Genomic DNA, 16,660 nt, shown 5'->3' with positions numbered 1-16,660 from the left:
CGTCCATTCACGCCCGTGAAGCCGAGAAAGTGATCGCGTGCGGCGCCCGCTTTGATGCGCCGAGGGCCCGAGAGGTTGCACGCGATGGCCCCGCCGATCGTTCCGGCCGCCACATGTGCACCGTAAAGCGGGCCGAGATCGGCCGGCTCGAAAGCAAGCTGTTGGCGATTTTCGGCGAGGAGCGCCTCGATATCGGCGAGGGGTGTGCCTGCGCACGCGCCGAGGACAAGCTCATCGGGTTCATAAAGGGTAATACCCCTGAGGGTTGAGAGATCGACGCTCCGCGTCGTCTGAAGCGGGCGTCCAAGCCCGCGCTTGGTGCCGGCGCCAAGGATCTCAAGCGGCTCCTCCTCGGCCGCCGCCCAGGCGACCAGCGCTCGAACCTCTTCCTTGTCGCGAGGCTTCATCACGTTCGTCATCGCGTCGTCAAGCCTATCGCGTGATCGGATCGGGATAAATCCTCCTCGCCGTCCCCTACCCCACTGCGCAAAGACAGGTCACGGAATCTAGTTGAATTGATCATGCCCTAGAAACGAGGAATGTCGGGGAAGCGGACCTGGCCGCGATGCACGTGCACACGACCAAGTTCGGCGCAGCGATGAAGGGTCGGAAAGACCTTTCCGGGATTGAGGAGCGAGTCCGGATCGAAAGCGCATTTGACGCGTTCCTGCTGCGCAAGGTCGACTTCGCTGAACATCGCCGGCATAAGATCGCGCTTTTCCACGCCGACCCCGTGTTCGCCGGTCAAGACGCCGCCGACTTCGACGCAGAGACGCAACAGATCGGCGCCGAAGTGTTCTGCCCGCTCGAGTTCGCCCGGATTGTTCGCGTCGTACATGATGAGGGGGTGAAGGTTGCCGTCACCCGCATGGAACACATTCGCGACACCGAGCCTGTATTTCTCCGAAAGTTCTCGCGTGCGCGCCAGCACGTGCGATAGCTGCTTGCGCGGGATCGTTCCGTCCATGCAATAATAATCGGGCGATATGCGTCCGATCGCGGGGAAAGCCGCCTTGCGTCCGGCCCAAAAGAGTAGGCGTTCCTCCTCATTGCACGAAATGCGGCAATAGACTTGGCCCTTTTCTTTTGCAATGGCTTCGACACGAGCAATCAGCTCATCGACCTCGGCGGGCGGCCCGTCGAGCTCGCAGATGAGGAGCGCTTCGACATCGAGGGGATAGCCCGCGTGCACGAAGCCCTCGACCGCATTGATGGCGGGCTTGTCCATCATCTCAAGGCCACCCGGAATAATTCCGCTCGAGATAATGCCGGCAACGCAATCGCCCGCCTGCTCATTCGACGAAAATCCGATCAGGATCGCACGCGCTGTTTCCGGCTTGCGCAAAATGCGCACTGTGACTTCCGTGATGACGCCCAGTAAGCCTTCCGAGCCGGTCACGAGGCCGAGCAAATCGTAGTCGGACGCATCCAGATGCTTGCCGCCAAGCCGGATGACCTCGCCGTCCATCAGGACCATCTCCAGGCCGAGGAGGTTGTTGGTCGTAACACCGTATTTCAAGCAGTGAACGCCACCCGAGTTTTCCGCGACGTTACCGCCGATCGAACAAGCGATTTGGCTGGAGGGATCGGGTGCGTAATAGAATCCCGCCTGCTGCACGGCCTGGGTGATCGCGAGATTGGTGACACCCGGCTGAACGACGGCGCAGCGGTTTGGGTAATCCACTTCGAGGATGCGCTTGAATTTGCCGAGGCCAAGCAGAACTCCATCGCCGAGAGGAAGTGCGCCACCCGAGAGCGACGTTCCCGATACACGCGGCACGACCTTGATGCGGTTGGCATGGCAATAGCGCAGGACCGCCGAAACCTGCTCGGTGTTCTCAGGAAGGACAGCGAGAAACGGCGACTGGCGATAGGCCGTGAGCCCGTCGCTCTCGTAGACGCGGAGTTCGTCTTCGTCGACGATCACGCCCTCCCCTGGTACGAGCCGGCTGAGTGCGGCCGCAATCTCGCCGCGGCGCGCAAGGACACCGTGATCGAGTGCTGGCATGACCAGTCCAGACATATCCCCTACCCACCTTTTCTGTTTTGACATGATCCGCGGGCTCTAACGGCTGCGGAGGGGTAGAAACACCGTGCTTCCGGGATCGACACGACGTTTTGCGACTATGCGCGACGGATGAGCGATCGGTCAACTGGTATTACCATTCGGTGGGCCCTATTCAATGCAGCAGCAGCCGCGGAATGCAGGGAAATACGGTGAAGGAGCAAGACGGGAAAGCAAAAAGGCCCATGAAATGGGCCTTGCGTAAAGCAGCAATCGATCTTGACCTCAGCCCTGACGGGCTTTCATCCGCGGATTCTTCTTGTTGATGACATAGACCCGGCCACGACGGCGAACAATCCGGCAGTTCTTGTCGCGTGCTTTGGCCGACTTGAGCGAGTTGACGATCTTCATGACAAATCCCTCTCGAGAGCGAGCGCGGAACATAAGGGTGTGGAGGCAGCCTGTCAATCTCGCCCAACCCCCGCCGACTTCGGCCTGCCCTTGGCACGCGCCGCAAGCGAAGTGCGACTGACAATAGGCGATTGAAAATCGAAAGTAACGATGGCGGTCCAGACGAGTCCCGATTTCGCAGTCGCCACTCCGGGCGCTATTTCTTTCGGCCCACTGCGTAGCACCGACGCAGACCGAACGAGCGGCCATGCGATCGTCTAAATTTTAACGAAACTTGGAAAGAGCTTGTTAACCGACCGTCAATAATATGCCGCACCATCGAATTGGATTTTCGGACCCGGAGACTATTGATGACCGTGGTATCACCCTACACGACTTCCACATCCGCGACGCAAAACGCTTCCCAAGCCCAGACTTCGCCACAGACGATTGACGACCTCATACAAACGCTCGAAAAACAGATCGCCCAAGGTGTCAGCAGCGGAACGCTGACGTCCCAACAGGCAAACGATCTCACCACGAAGCTCGACGCCATCAAGCAACAAGTCGATCAAAATCCCGCGACCGGCACGCTGACGAATGCCGACCTCCGCAAGATCGGTCATGCTTTGCACCATATCGGCCGCATCTTGAGCCAGGGAATCGATGCCAGTGCGCAATCGAACGCCACCCCCTCCCCAACCACCCCGAGCACCGGCGGCGATGGCAATTCGATCGATATCCTCACCTGAGGTCTAGAAACATTTCCTGATCGTGCCCCGCTTCGGCGGGCCTTTTATTTAATGGCGCCATTCACCAGCTTGATCCCATGAGGAGAACGGGAAGGCGGGCAAAGCCGGCTCGCTACCGCCTAGAGGCGCATTCCGCGTTGGCGACCGGATAAACGGGCAATAACGACGAGGCCCGCTTCGATCTGGTAGGGTGAGGGATGGTCGGCACACCCGCGAACCCACCAAAACTCGTCAATCGTCACATTCTCGGAATGCTGAGCGTCGCTGCAGGCGTTTCCGTTTTTTCGCTCCATGACGCGATCATGAAATTCCTGAGCAGCACCTATGCTGTCCATGAAATCGTCTTTGTACGCAGCGTCGCGGCACTGCCTTTCGTTCTGGTCGCCACGCTTCTCGAGGGAAACGGGCGAGTGGCTCTCCACCGTCCCGGCCTTCACATCGTGCGTGGGCTGGTGATGTACGCGTCGTTCACGGCCTATTACCTCGCGCTCGCGCGCCTGCCTCTCGCCGAGAATACGACGCTTTTCTTTTCGGCCCCGCTCTTCGTCACCGTGTTCGCCATCCCGTTCCTGGGGGAACAGGTCGACCGACGAACCTGGTTCGCCATCGGCGTTGGTTTTCTCGGCGTGTTGATCGTGTTGCGACCCGGTGCGGCCCTGGTCGATCCCGCGGCTTTGTTATCGGTGTTCTCGGCGGGCGCCTATGCTGTTTCAGCGCTTTTCGTGCGTCGTCTTGGGGTCACGGACGGGGCCGGGTCGATGGCGCTTTCGGCGACGGCCGTCTACATCGTTGCGAGCGGCATTACCGCACTGGCCCTCGCAGGAATCGAGCCTCCCGCAGACGCGCACGTCAGCGTGCGTTTTCTCCTGCGGCCTTGGGCTTGGCCGGATCGAGTCGACTTCGCACTGTTCGTCGCCTGCGGCCTGTTGGCCGCATCGGGCTTCTTCCTGATCGCCCACGGCTACCGCCTGGCACATGCCAATCGCGTCGCACCTTTTGAATACGCGGCCCTACCTTGGAGCGTGACATGGGGCTATGTCTTCTTCGGAAACCTGCCCGATGCGGCCACAATCATCGGGGCGCTCGTGATCTTGAGCGGGGGGCTCTACATGCTTCATTTCGCGCACGTGGCTCCAGATACAACACGCGCCAGTCCCTCGACGCGACCGTGATTGGGCGCCTGTCGACCCGGTCGGGTGCTGCTTGGCGCATTGGGCTGGCCGACCCCAGACTCAGACCGGCAGGTCCTTTCGTGACTCGGCCTCCTGCTTGACGCGCGCGATGAACTGTTCAAGCGGCATGGCGCCTAAATCCTTGCCGCTCCTCAACCGCACGGCAACGGTTCCCTGCTCCGCTTCCCGATCGCCGACGACGAGCATGTAAGGAATCTTCTCGTTCTGGGCATTGCGAATTTTCTTCTGCATGCGCTCATTCGCGAGATCGACGTCGACGCGAAACCCGCCCGTGCCGTTGACGACGGGCGTCGAGTAGAGACGATCCCGAACCTTGATCGCATAGTCATTTGTCCGATCCGTGATCGGCACCACGCGCACTTGAACCGGTGCGAGCCAAGTCGGGAACGCGCCCGCAAAATGCTCGATAAGGAACGCGATGAAGCGCTCGTGCGAGCCTAACGGGGCGCGGTGTATTACATAGACCGGATGATCGGCCCCATCTTCGCCGACATATTTGAGGTCGAATGTCTCGGTCGCGAGAAAGTCGAGCTGGTTGGTCGAAATCGCGTATTCGGTCCCGATGGCGCTCTTGATCATGAAGTCGACCTTCGGACCATAGAACGCTGCCTCACCCTCCGCTTCCCTGAACGGATACCCTGATTCCTTCATCGCGGCACGAATGACTTCGAGTGCCGCTATCCACTTCGCAGGTTCGTTCACATATTTATCGAGCTTGTTAAGGTCGGGCAGCGACAGCCGCATGTAATATTCCTCGATGCCCATGAGATCGTAGTAGCGGGCATGAAGATGCATGACATTAAGAAATTCGTTCTTGGCTTGATCGTATCGGCAATAGATGTGGGCATCATTCATGCAGAATCCGCGCACCCGCATGAGTCCCGACAGCCCGCCCGAGGGTTCATACCGGTAGCACAGGCCGTATTCGGCGACCCTCAAAGGAAGCTCGCGGTAGGAGCGTTTGGCCGAGAGATAGACCTGGTGGTGGTGCGGGCAGTTCATCGGCCGCAAATAGAAGTTCTCGCCGTCGATATCGATAGGGGGATACATGTCGTCCTTGTAATAGGGGAGATGGCGCGAGCGATAATAGAGTGCTTCGCGCGTAATCTGGGGCGTGGCAACGCGCACGTAGCCGTCCCGGCGTTCCTCCTGCATTGCAAGGAACTCGAGTTCCTGGCGCATTGCCATGCCCTTTGGCAGCCACAGGGGCAGGCCAGCGCCCACGTCAGCCGAGAATGTGAAAAGTTCGAGCTCGTGGCCGATCTTACGGTGATCGCGCTTCTTCGCCTCTTCGATCCGCCACAACTCGTGGTCGAGCTCTTCCTTGGTTGGAAAGCAAATGCCATAGATGCGCTGAAGCTGCGGGTTCTTCGCGTCGCCGCGCCAATATGCGCCTGCGAGTTTCGTCAGCTTGAACTGGCCGGTTTCGCCGGTGTTCCGCACGTGCGGCCCGCGGCAGAGATCGATAAAATCGCCCGTCTTATAAAGCGAGATTGTGGCAACACCACCCTTCCCCTCGCCGACGCCGACGGCATCGTCGTCGCCGGTATCCTTGACGACCGCCGTCGAGCCCTTTTCCTTGAGGAGATTGAGAAGTTCGACCTTGTAGGTCTGGCCGATCTTGTCCATGAGCCGGATCGCCTCGTCGATCGGCACCTCGATCCGCTCGAAGGGGATTTTCTTGTTCTTGATCTGGCGCATCGTCAGCTCGATCTTTTCGAGATCCTCGAGCTTGAGCGTCTCCGGCAGCTCCACGTCGTAAAAAAAACCGTTCTCAACCGCGGGGCCGACCCCGAACTTAGCACTCGGCCATAGCTGGTGGATCGCGGCCGCCATGAGATGCGAGCACGAATGCCGCATCTCATGCAATGCTTGCGGATCGGCAGGCGCTGTTTCATTCATCGCGAGTCGCCTTCTTTCAATTCCTAGTAACCGCGCGGCTAAAAAATACTTCAAATATGCGATGGCCGATATAGAAGCAGCGCCCGTAGCCGGTCAACCCCGATCTTGGCGGTCCCTCCACGGCGGTCTCTCCGGAGAGATTACGACATAACTTCGGCGCGTTTGACGGTGGTCCGGATTCGAGGGCGAAAATCCGCGAGTGTCAGGTCGAACTCAGTACGAGTGATGCTTATGGCTCCACGTTGTCCGAGCTCGGCATGCCGCATATCGCACGTCTGCTCGTGATCGGCGAGCATGGACCCGGTTCAATCGAGGAGGCTACGGCCGGACGCTGCACCGATCGTCAAAAAGGTGACTCGCACATATGTGCGATTCATAATTAGGCCACGGGGAGCGGCGATCCACCGTCGCCGAGCGGCCCGCCCCATCGCCGCTCTATCGCCATCCGCTCACCTGACCTATGCTGCCCGAATAAGGCCGCTCGTCGCTCGATCGGCTGACGGCATGCGCGCACCCCGGCCAAGGACCGAAAATCGAATGATGGATGCACTCACCGCTCTCACCAGCCGCGCCAGCGCCAAAGCACTTCTTGACCCCGCACCCGACGATGCCGCCCTGAAGCGTATGATCGAGGCCGCCGTGGCAGCACCCGATCACGGGCGTCTCAGGCCCTGGCACTTCATAGCCGTGCGCGGTGAGGCGCGCCATCGCCTTGGCGACGTCCTCGCCCGCGCTCTCCGTACCCGGGAGCCGGATGCTCCGGAAGCGCTGATCGAGAAGGAGCGCGGCAAGCCGCTACGCGCACCGCTTATCGTCGTTGCGGCGGCGAAGCTTGTGCCGCAGCACAAAATACCGACCGTCGAGCAAATCGTGGCAGTGGGAGCGGCCGCTGAAAACCTCATCGTCGCAGCGCATGCGATGGGCTACGGTGCTATGTGGCGGACGGGTGCTCCCGCATACGACGTCAATGTGAAACGAGCGCTGGGGTTGGGTGTTGACGATCGGATTGTCGGGTTTCTCTACATTGGAAGGCCCGATGCCGCGCTGGTACCCGCGAGCCGGCCCGCGCCCGAGACATGCCTCATCGAATGGACGGAAGCAGCCGTGTGATCGCCGCGCGTTCGGTCGGACCCGGCGACGACGTCACCGGGCCGCCCATTCGTTGATCATGATTCAGCGATCGTCCGCCGCGTGAAATCCTCGAGGTAATCCATTAATCGATCGGACGCCTCCGCCGCCGCGTCACGGTCGCCGCGTGCGATCGCTTCGGCGATTGCGGCTTGCCGTTGTCCAAGTTGAAGTAAGCTCGCGAAGCTCTTGTAGTGCATCATCCAGAAGCGGCGGGAAAGGCCGTGCATGAGCGCCATCGCACTGGTCGCGAATTCATTGCGCGAGGCCTCGAGCATCAGTGCATCGAACTCGCGGTGGTAACGCAGCGCTTCGGTCTCGTCGCCTGATTCAGTCGATTTGGCGATCCCGACGGCGATCTCTCTGAAGCGGGCGCGCTGCTCCTCGCTTGCGCGTCGCGCCGATGCGCGCGCCAGCAATCTCTCTAGCTCGCGTCGGACTTCCATAAGACGTAGTTGCGTCTGAACGTTGACTTCCGACACCACGATACCGCGGCGCGGCATGATCAGCACCAAGCGCTCACGCGCGAGCCGTTGCAGCGCCTCTCGGATCGGCGTACGGCCAATGCCCAGCCGCTTGCTCAAGAGCGCTTCGGATACCACCGTGCCTGGTGCTATCCGCAATGTGACGATCAGCTCCTCAAGCTCCCGATATGCTCGGTCGGTGAGAGTTTCGGCCTCGTTCTGTGCTTCGTTTCTGGCTGCCCGTTGGGGTCTTGTTGTCGATTCCGCGGATAAGGTAACAAACGCCATTTGGAAAACCTTTCTAGGTACGTGACCGGCTCACCGGCAACGTCCTCAGTGGTTCCCGCATTCGTATCCCCCTATGGGTGCAAGGGGTGAAATCTCAGCTCCTGCCAAAAGAGTCAATGAAAACCCAACTAATATATGTTTGATCACGCACAAATGATCGGGCGAGAGCCGCCCAGGGTATCGCCGTCGATGGATCCGAAATAGAGTAAATTAATATACTTTTACACCAATAAATTGAGATCGAAACCGTTCGCTCACTTGACATTCTGCGAAGACGGCTCCTGCAGCTTCGACTTCGGTGCTGTGCGGAAATCGCATTTGACGGGCCGGCAGGTGGAATGACAATCTCCGCTCCGCATCGCACGCGGCAAACGCGCGCGAAGTGTCCGCGGACGATTATTCGCTCGATCGGCGTTCATGACCAACCCCAGCAGCCACTCGGCGCGAACGGCCGGTCGCGGCGGAAACTCGGCCCTGCGCGCCGCGCTTTACATGTGCGTTGCGGTATCGCTTTTTCCCATTCTCAACGCCTCGGTGAAGTATCTCGGGCGAAGTTATCCGATGCCCGAGATTTTCTGGGCCCGTTTTGCAGGCCACGTGGTTTTCTGCCTCGTGGCCCTCTTTCCGCGCTATGGCCGCTCGTTGATCAGGACCGCGCGGCCGGGCGTGCAGGCCTGGCGCTCGATCCTGCTCTTCGGCGCATCCGCATTCTATTTCGTGGGCCTGCGCACCGTAGCGCTGCCAACTGCAAGCGCCATCGCATTCATCGGGCCAATCATCGTCACCGCACTCTCGGTCCCGATGCTCGGCGAAAGGGTCGGACCACGGCGCTGGGCTGCCGTGACCATTGGGTTCGGCGGTGCGCTCATCATCATCCAGCCCGGGTCCGACGTCGTGCAATGGGGCGCCATATTCGTCATGCTCGACGCGCTATGCTACGCGTTCTACCAGATCCTCTCGCGCAAGATCGGAACCGTCGACCCGGCAGCGGTGTCTATCACGCTCGCAGGCATTGGCGGATTCGCGATTTCGAGCGCCATCCTGCCGTTCTCCAAAATCGTCCTCCCGTCGAGCCTGTTCGACGGGTTGGTTTTCATACTTTTGGGATTGTGGGGCCTGCTGGGCCACTTCTTCGTCATCAAGGCGTTTCAGTGGGGTGCCGCGTCATTCGTCGCACCGATGGGTTATGGCGAATTGGTCGGCTCCACGCTTCTCGGGTACTTCCTGTTCGCCGACTTCCCAGACCTGTGGACCTGGATTGGTGCTGCGACCATCGTAGCAAGCGGCCTTTACATCGCCTATCGCGAGCACAAGCTGCAGAGGTTGCGCCGCGTCTGAGCGCGCGACATCGACGCCGCGCAATCGAAAGCCCCCGGCAATTTGAACGACCTGGGGGCTTTCGAGGCAAAACCGCAACGCTTAGCTACCGTTTCCGATCACCATGATGTTCGGGACAAAGAAATAGAACGCAACGCCGATTACGATGAGGTAGATGAGCAGGATGAAGGTCCAGCCCATATTATGTCGGATCACCTCACCCTCGTTGCGCACGAAGCGGCTTGTCGAGACACCCACGCTCGCGGTTTGCGGCGCAATCGGCTTGCCGATCTCGGCACCGACCGAGTTGAGCGTGGGCAGGAGCACCGGCGGAAAGCCGAGGAGCTTTCCGACCTGCATCTGGAAGGCACCGAACATCGCGTTCGTCGACGTGTTGGAACCCGAGAGGGCCACGCCAATCCAACCGAGAATGGGTGCGACGATGATGAAGAATGCGCCGATCTTCGAGAAACCGAAGGCGAGCGATGCAGCCATGCCCGAGAAATTGAAGACGAAAGCAAGGCCGAAAATGAAAACGCCGACGAGGCAGGCGCCCCACATCTGGTGATAGGTCTTCCTGACCACGCCCATGAACTGTTCCTTGGTAAGCCGCAGCATCAGAGCCACGACGATCCAAGACGCCATGATCGCTGTGCCGCCGACGCCAGGCGCCCAGTTGAATGCCGCGGTGACAGTCTTGCCTGGATCGATTGACGATCCCGCCGCAACCGACAACTTGAATGGGACGTACTTTGGAATGGGTGACCACGGCCCTGTCCACAAGGTGACAATGACGATCAGAATGATGAAAGGCAGCCACGCCTGGAAGATTTCTCCGAAGCCAAGGCCATGCCCACCATTACCCTTGCCTTGAGCGCTGCCGGAAAGCGCGGCGCCGCCATAGCCGCGCACCGTTTTTGGCTGCCATACTTTGAGAAAGACGAGAAGGGCAATAAAGCACACGATGGCGCCAGCTACATCGGGCAAATATGGGCCGAGAAAAGCCGCGACCGGAAGCTGTCCGGCGATGTAGCCGAGCGAGCCGACAACCGCGAGCGGCCATGCCTCCCACATGCCCTCTTTGCCGCTCACGAGGTACAGCAGCACCCAAGGCGGGAGCAGTGCTAGCACGGCCACAATATGCCCAACCGAACTTGAAAGCGTGAGGAGCGGGAGGCCGGTTACCGCCGCAAGGGCGATGATTGGGGCGCCGAGTGCGCCGTACGAAACGGGGGCGTTGTTCGCGATCGCAGCGACGCGGATGGCGTCGAGATCGGGAATACCGAGCGTTATCAGGATCGGTGCGACGAAGGCCCAAGGATAGCCGAATCCAACGAGCCCTTCGAGTAGTGCACCGAATGCCCAGGCGAATAACATCGTTTGGACTCGCACGTCCGCCGTTCCCTGGGAAATCAGCCAGCGACGGAATTTCTCGAAGACGCCCGTGACGACGAGAGTGTTGAAGAGCATGACGCCCCAGACCGTGATCCAGTCGACGCTCCACACGCCAGTAGCCGAGCCGTAAAGATAGGCCCGCACACCGTCGCCAAAGGGCATTCCCCACACGAGTGCGCCGAGCGCGAACGTCACGAGCGAACCGATCAAAGTCGCAAGCCACGCCGACATCCGGAATACGGCAAGTAGAATGAGTAGAAGTGCGACCGGAACAAGGGCCACGATCCAAGTGACAAGCAGAGTCCCGGTGGGTTCGAGAACTTGGTTGAACATTGTTTCCTCCCGAAGCGTATCGTCCGTTTTTGGACTATTTTCGCGCCGGCGGGCCCGCGAGAGCCCACGGCGCGCGGCAGTCGAGTAACGCCGCCTTTAGATACCATAGCATGGAAATTCGTAGGGAGACAGCCGCCGGGGGCTCGCGGCATCGCGAGGTGCTTGCGGCCGGTTCGGCTCAGCGTGGCGCGGACCTGCGATCCTCGCGAATCATGTCCGAGGCCTTCTCCGCAATCATGATCGTGGGCGAGTTGGTGTTGCCGGACGTGATGGTCGGCATGATCGAGGCATCGACCACGCGAAGGCCCTCGAGACCGTGGACGCGCAGGCGCTCATCGACCACGGCCAAAGAATCGCGCCCCATCTTGCACGTGCCGACCGGGTGGAAAATAGTCGACCCGATATTGCCTGCAGCGCGCGCCAAATCCTCATCGCTCTGAAACGCCACACCGGGACGAAATTCCTCGGGCGCAAAGCGGCGCAACGCCGCTGAGGCGCATATTTTGCGCGTAAGGCGGATGGCGTCTGCCGCGACCTTGCGATCAGTCGCGGTCGAAAGATAGTTCGGCTTGATCGCGGGATGGCATTTCGAGTCGGGCGATTTGATGCGCACGTAGCCGCGGCTTTCCGGGCGCAGGTTGCAAACCGATGCTGTGAAGGCGGGAAAGGGATGAAGCGGTGCACCGAACCTGTCGAGGCTTAAGGGTTGGATGTGGTACTCGAGATTGGGCGTATCGCGGCTTGCATCGCTTTTGGCGAATCCTCCGAGCTGGCTTGGCGCCATCGTCAGGGGTCCGCGACGGAAGAGCGCATATTCGAGCCCCATCCAGGCGCGTCCAAACAGACTGTTGGCCTGCTCGTTGAGCGTGCGCGTGCCGCTCACTTTGTAAACGGCGCGGACCTGGAGGTGGTCCTGCAAATTCTCGCCAACACCATCGAGGGCATGCACCACTGGTATGCCATTCGAGCGGAGTAGACCACCAGGCCCTACGCCCGATAGCTGCAGGAGTTGCGGCGATCCGATCGAACCGGATGCGAGAATGAGCTCGCCCTTTACCATGACGTAAGCGGGCTCGCCCGCGTGCCGAATTTCGAGACCTACCGTCCGCGCGTTCTTGAAACGAATTCGTTCGGCTTGTGCTTGAGTGAGCACGGTCAGGTTGGGCCGCTTCATCACCGGCTTAAGGAACGCCTTCGCCGTGCTCCACCGCACACCCTTCTTCTGGTTTACCTGGAAGTATCCACTCCCCTCGTTGTCGCCACGATTGAAGTCATCGGTATTCGGAATGCCGACCTCAGCGGCAGCAGCCCGGAATGCGTCGAGAATTTCCCAGCGAAGACGCATCTCCTCCACACGCCACTCGCCGCCAGCGCCGTGGTGCTCGTCGGCGCCGTTCACGTGATCCTCCGAGCGCTTGAAGTAGGGTAGGACGTCGTCCCACGCCCAGCCTGTATTGCCGAGCTGGCGCCATTGGTCGTAGTCGCGCGCCTGCCCCCGCATATAAATCATGCCATTGATCGACGAGCAGCCGCCGAGCACGCGTCCGCGCGGATAATCGAGCGCACGACCGTTCAAGCCTTCTTCCGGTTCGGTCTTGTAGCACCAGTCCGTGCGTGGATTGTTTTGGGTATAGAGATAGCCGATTGGAATGTGGATCCAGATATAATTGTCACGCCCGCCCGCTTCGAGGAGCAGGACCGAGACGTTGGGGTCGGCGGACAGGCGATTGGCCAGCACGCAGCCGGCCGAACCGGCGCCGACGATCACATAGTCGAAGCTGCCGATTTCCCTGATCGCGCCCTTCGCCATCTCACAACCTCCCGGCCGTTTTTTCTTGTGCGCCGATTATACCCAACACCGGCGGCCAAGGTATCGCAGGTTCGCGCGTGATCCCAACCCCGTAAACGTTTTTGACGGCTCAGGGCCGCGCCTCGAACACGAGATTGAAGGGTGTTTCGCTGGCACGGCGGAAGGTCCCGAACCCCGCCTCCGTGACCACGTCGCGAAGCCGCCGCTCTCCCGCCTGGGCGCCAAGGCCAAGGCCCACCTCTTGGCTCAACGAGGCGGGCGTGCAGATCATCGTGGAGGCCGCGTAATAAATGCGGCCGACGAGATTGATATTGTCCGCGAGTTCGTCGTTGGCGAAGGGCTCGACGATCATCCAGCTCCCGCCGGGTGAGAGAGTCGAACGGACGTGCGTCGCCGCACCAACCGGATCGCCCATATCGTGGAGGCAATCGAAAAACGTCACGAGGTCGTAACTCCTGCCTGGATAGCTCTTGGCCGACGCCACCTCGAAGAACGCGCGATCTTCGACCCCCGCATCCCGGGCCGCCTCCCGCGCACGTTCGACTGACGCCCAGTGATAATCGAACCCGACAAAGCGCGATTTGGGAAAGGCTTTCGCCATGAGGATCGTCGAAGCGCCATGTCCGCATCCGACATCGGCGACGGCCGCACCGCGATCGAGCTTCGCCTTTACACCTTCGAGGGCGGGAATCCACGCGTCGATCAGATAGCTTGCGTAGCCCGGTCGGAAAAACCGTTCGGTACCGTGGAAGAGGCATGGGTGATGCTCGTGCCAGCCGACCCCTTGGCCGGTACGGAACGCTTCTGCAATTTTTGCTTCGTCGATGAACAGCGAGGCAAATAACTGGAAGGCACCTGGCATGAAGGCCGGGCCGTTTTCATCCGAGAACGCCGTCGCTTGCTCCGCCGTCATGCTGAAGCGGCCTTTGGCGGCGTCATACTCGATGTAGCCGGCGGCGGCTTGTGCGGACAGCCACTCTCGCACGTAGCGCTCGCAGAGGTCCGTCCGCAAGGCGAGCTCCGCCGGCGTCATGGCACCTCCCTCGGCAAGGACCTTGTAAAGGCCGAGGCGGTCACCCAGCACGACAAGCGCTGCCGTCGCGGTCGCGCCGACATCGCCGAGAATCCTGGCGAGAAGCACCTGAAGCTTGTTTGGATCTGCGGTCATCGGAGTCCCCCTTGGAACTTGCGGCACTCGCAGGGTATTGCCTGAAGTGCTGCTCGTGCGGCGAATCCCAAATTCGCCCTATCTGGGTGCGCGACCGTGAGTGAAATTCGGATTCAAAGCCACTATGGCAACAAATTGAATCGAGCCTGCTCTTAGGATTTGAAGCACCCGAACGCAGCCGACGGCAAAATCTTAGAAACTTCAAATCCACCACACGAGGCGGATATTCTAGCGTGCTCTATGGAACGGGTCCGGCAATTAAGGGTTAACGGGTAGGAGTGCGCCCTCGATAGATTTAGAGTGCTGCGATTGGGGCTCGATACAAACTCGGGCGCCCGTTACCATTCGCGACGAACTCGCAATGAACGGAGAGGTCATGGATAAACTCGCCTTTACTTCTGCAAAGCGTATTGCATCGCTTATTCGCCAGCGCAAGATCGGCTGTCTCGAGCTGCTCGACCATTATCTGAAAAGGATCGAGCGCCACAATCCTAAGCTCAATGCCATCGTCGCAATGGACGTCTCAACTGCGCGAAAGCGCGCGCGTTCGGCGGATCGCGCGATCGCAAAGGGCGAGGTGTGGGGACCGCTTCATGGCGTTCCGATGACGATCAAGGAGTCGTTCGACGTGGTCGGCATGCCGACGACCTGGGGTCTGCCGGAGCTTAGGGACAACTATCCGAGTACCAACGCGCTTGCGGTCGATCGTTACATCCGCGCGGGGGTGACGTTGTTTGGCAAGACGAACGTGCCCGCTTGGCTCGCCGATTGGCAAAGCTACAACGCCGTCTATGGCAGCTCCAACAATCCATGGGACGCGGCAAAGGTCCCGGGGGGTTCGTCGGGCGGCTCCGCTGCGGCCCTTGCGGCCGGCCTCACCGCGATCGAGGCGGGCAGCGACATCGGGGCGTCGATCCGGAACCCCGCTCATTACTGCGGCGTCTACGGCCATAAGCCGACCTACGGCCTCTGTCCCCCGCGCGGCCAGGCGCTTCCCGGCCGGGTGGCGCAGGGAGACATCTCGGTCATCGGGCCAATGGCGCGGAGCGCTGACGATCTGGCAATCGGACTTTCGGTAATGGCGGGCCCCGATGAGATCGATGGTCGCGGTTATAGGCTGGCCCTTCCTGCGCCGAGGAAGACGGAATTCAAGGCGTTCAAGATCGCGGTCATGCTCGACGATCCGAATGCCGAGGTCGATCGCGAAGTACAGGATCAAATCCAAAAATTTGCCGATTTCCTAGTGAAAAGAAAGACGAAGGTGAGCGACAAGGCCAAGCCCGAGATCGATACGGGCCGCGCCAATTATGTCTATATCATGCTGCTCCGTGCGGCCACGTCGGGACGCCAGACGGCCGGCGAATTCGCGAAGAATCTCGAGATCGCCAAAACCCTCAAGCCCGAGGATGAGAGCTATTTTGCGCGCATGACCCGCGCCAATACGATGTCTCACCGCGATTGGCTGGCCTTCAACGAAGAACGCCACAAGATGCGTTGGAAGTGGCATGAGTTCTTTAGCGAATACGACTTGTTGCTTTGTCCGGCAGCGTCCTCGGCGGCATTTCCCCACGATCATGAGGGCGAGCGCTATCAACGGTCCGTCGTGGTCAACGGCAAGAAGGTTCCGACGACGGATCAGCTATTCTGGGCGGGTTATCCCTGCGTCGCGTATTTACCGTCCACGGTGGCGCCGATCGGCTTTTCGAAAGCGGGGCTTCCCATCGGCGTGCAAATCGTGGGGCCCCAATTCGGCGATCGCGACTGCATCCATTTCGCGAAGTTGATCGAGAAGTCGTATCACGCCTTTGTGGCGCCGCCAGGCTATGACTGACGGTTCGGAGGAAGCCCGTTCTCCCGTCACGGCCGCCGATTCTGCCGCAGCCCTGCCGAGGGCGCGGCGCGATCCACTGGCCCTACACGAAAGGTCATCGCGATGAAAACCCTCGGATTTATTGCACTCGCCTTGGTGCTTTTCGGAACAATCGCTGCCCGCGATGCGATTGCCGCCGGCGACGCCGCGAAAGGCCAACACGTGTTCAACCAATGCCGGATTTGCCACAGTCTCGAAAAGGGAAGGAACCTCGTCGGGCCGAGTCTCAATGGCGTCATCAGCCGGAAGTCGGGTACGGTCGAGGGCTATCGCTATTCGGACGCAATGGCCAAGGCTGGCATCGTTTGGAGCGATGAAACGCTTGCCAAATATCTCAAGAACCCCAGGGAATACGTCCCCGGCAACAAGATGAGCTTCGCCGGCCTGAAGAGCGACGACGACATCGCCGACGTTATCGCCTATCTCAATCAGCAGGCGAAATAACGCCCTGCCCGAGGCGTCAGCGGCAAAGCGTCATCCCATGTGTTCCGTTCGCTCCGGCCTGTTGTTCCTCGTGCTGCTTCCAGCGCTCGCCGCCTGCGCGCTAGGCGGTGAATATGAGCCGGTCGTCGACATGACCGGCCACTCGAAGTCCGAGTACGACTATGACCTGCTGGTCTGCCGGGAGAATGCGAAGCAGCCCTA

Annotated in this window: 14 protein-coding genes; 6 read left to right on the top strand and 8 right to left on the bottom strand. The window is 60.2% G+C overall.

The window, feature by feature from the left end; translation table 11 throughout:
- From VEJ16_08825 to ykgO, 3 genes are all read right to left on the bottom strand, one after another.
- A partial coding sequence (locus VEJ16_08825) for an FAD-binding protein (protein HYB09760.1) occupies nt 1–419 on the bottom strand: 419 nt, incomplete at its 3' end.
- A gap of 107 nt (nt 420–526) precedes the next feature.
- Nucleotides 527–2,023 (bottom strand): FAD-linked oxidase C-terminal domain-containing protein, encoded by a 1,497-nt coding sequence (locus VEJ16_08820; GenBank protein ID HYB09759.1) that lies wholly within the window; start codon nt 2,021–2,023, stop codon nt 527–529.
- A gap of 267 nt (nt 2,024–2,290) precedes the next feature.
- Nucleotides 2,291–2,416 (bottom strand): type B 50S ribosomal protein L36, encoded by a 126-nt coding sequence (gene ykgO, locus VEJ16_08815; protein ID HYB09758.1) that lies wholly within the window; start codon nt 2,414–2,416, stop codon nt 2,291–2,293.
- A 350-nt stretch (nt 2,417–2,766) separates the two neighbouring features.
- Between ykgO and VEJ16_08810 the strand changes: the two genes are divergently transcribed.
- A complete protein-coding gene (locus VEJ16_08810) occupies nt 2,767–3,147 on the top strand; it encodes a hypothetical protein (GenBank protein HYB09757.1) in 381 nt (126 codons plus the stop codon).
- Between the two features lie 197 nt (nt 3,148–3,344).
- Nucleotides 3,345–4,319 carry a DMT family transporter gene (locus tag VEJ16_08805; protein ID HYB09756.1) on the top strand — a complete coding sequence of 325 codons (975 nt, stop codon included), beginning with the start codon at nt 3,345–3,347 and terminating at the stop codon, nt 4,317–4,319.
- 60 nt (nt 4,320–4,379) lie between these two features.
- Here VEJ16_08805 and thrS read toward each other — a convergent pair whose 3' ends face one another.
- The gene (gene thrS, locus VEJ16_08800) at nt 4,380–6,242 is read right to left on the bottom strand and encodes a threonine--tRNA ligase (protein HYB09755.1); all 1,863 of its coding nucleotides are present in this window, start codon (nt 6,240–6,242) and stop codon (nt 4,380–4,382) included.
- A 537-nt stretch (nt 6,243–6,779) separates the two neighbouring features.
- Here thrS and VEJ16_08795 point away from each other — a divergent pair.
- Entirely contained in the window at nt 6,780–7,352 is a 573-nt protein-coding gene (locus tag VEJ16_08795) for a nitroreductase (GenBank protein ID HYB09754.1), read from the top strand.
- Nucleotides 7,353–7,408: 56 nt separating this feature from the next.
- Here the strand turns inward: VEJ16_08795 and VEJ16_08790 are convergent, their stop codons facing one another.
- Complete coding sequence (locus VEJ16_08790; protein HYB09753.1) at nt 7,409–8,122, bottom strand: GntR family transcriptional regulator; 714 nt, start codon at nt 8,120–8,122, stop codon at nt 7,409–7,411.
- 417 nt (nt 8,123–8,539) lie between these two features.
- On the opposite strand from VEJ16_08790, the gene VEJ16_08785 reads away from it, so the two are divergent.
- Complete coding sequence (locus VEJ16_08785) at nt 8,540–9,460, top strand: DMT family transporter (protein ID HYB09752.1); 921 nt, start codon at nt 8,540–8,542, stop codon at nt 9,458–9,460.
- Between the two features lie 81 nt (nt 9,461–9,541).
- Here the strand turns inward: VEJ16_08785 and VEJ16_08780 are convergent, their stop codons facing one another.
- The 3 genes from VEJ16_08780 to VEJ16_08770 all read right to left on the bottom strand — a co-directional run bounded on the left by VEJ16_08780 (nt 9,542) and on the right by VEJ16_08770 (nt 14,145).
- Entirely contained in the window at nt 9,542–11,167 is a 1,626-nt protein-coding gene (locus tag VEJ16_08780; protein ID HYB09751.1) for an L-lactate permease, read from the bottom strand.
- Nucleotides 11,168–11,345: 178 nt separating this feature from the next.
- Nucleotides 11,346–12,977, bottom strand: coding sequence for a choline dehydrogenase (locus VEJ16_08775; protein HYB09750.1), 1,632 nt, complete (start codon nt 12,975–12,977; stop codon nt 11,346–11,348).
- Between the two features lie 109 nt (nt 12,978–13,086).
- The gene (locus tag VEJ16_08770) at nt 13,087–14,145 is read right to left on the bottom strand and encodes a class I SAM-dependent methyltransferase (protein ID HYB09749.1); all 1,059 of its coding nucleotides are present in this window, start codon (nt 14,143–14,145) and stop codon (nt 13,087–13,089) included.
- Nucleotides 14,146–14,521: 376 nt separating this feature from the next.
- On the opposite strand from VEJ16_08770, the gene VEJ16_08765 reads away from it, so the two are divergent.
- Complete coding sequence (locus VEJ16_08765) at nt 14,522–15,976, top strand: amidase (GenBank protein HYB09748.1); 1,455 nt, start codon at nt 14,522–14,524, stop codon at nt 15,974–15,976.
- 102 nt (nt 15,977–16,078) lie between these two features.
- Entirely contained in the window at nt 16,079–16,459 is a 381-nt protein-coding gene (locus VEJ16_08760; GenBank protein ID HYB09747.1) for a cytochrome c family protein, read from the top strand.
- Nucleotides 16,460–16,660 lie beyond the last annotated feature (201 nt).

This window comes from Alphaproteobacteria bacterium (assembly GCA_035625915.1).
Lineage (GTDB): Bacteria > Pseudomonadota > Alphaproteobacteria > JACZXZ01 > JACZXZ01 > DATDHA01.
The sequence above is the reverse complement of the archived record's forward strand: the minus strand, read 5'-3'. Positions and strand labels throughout refer to the sequence as shown.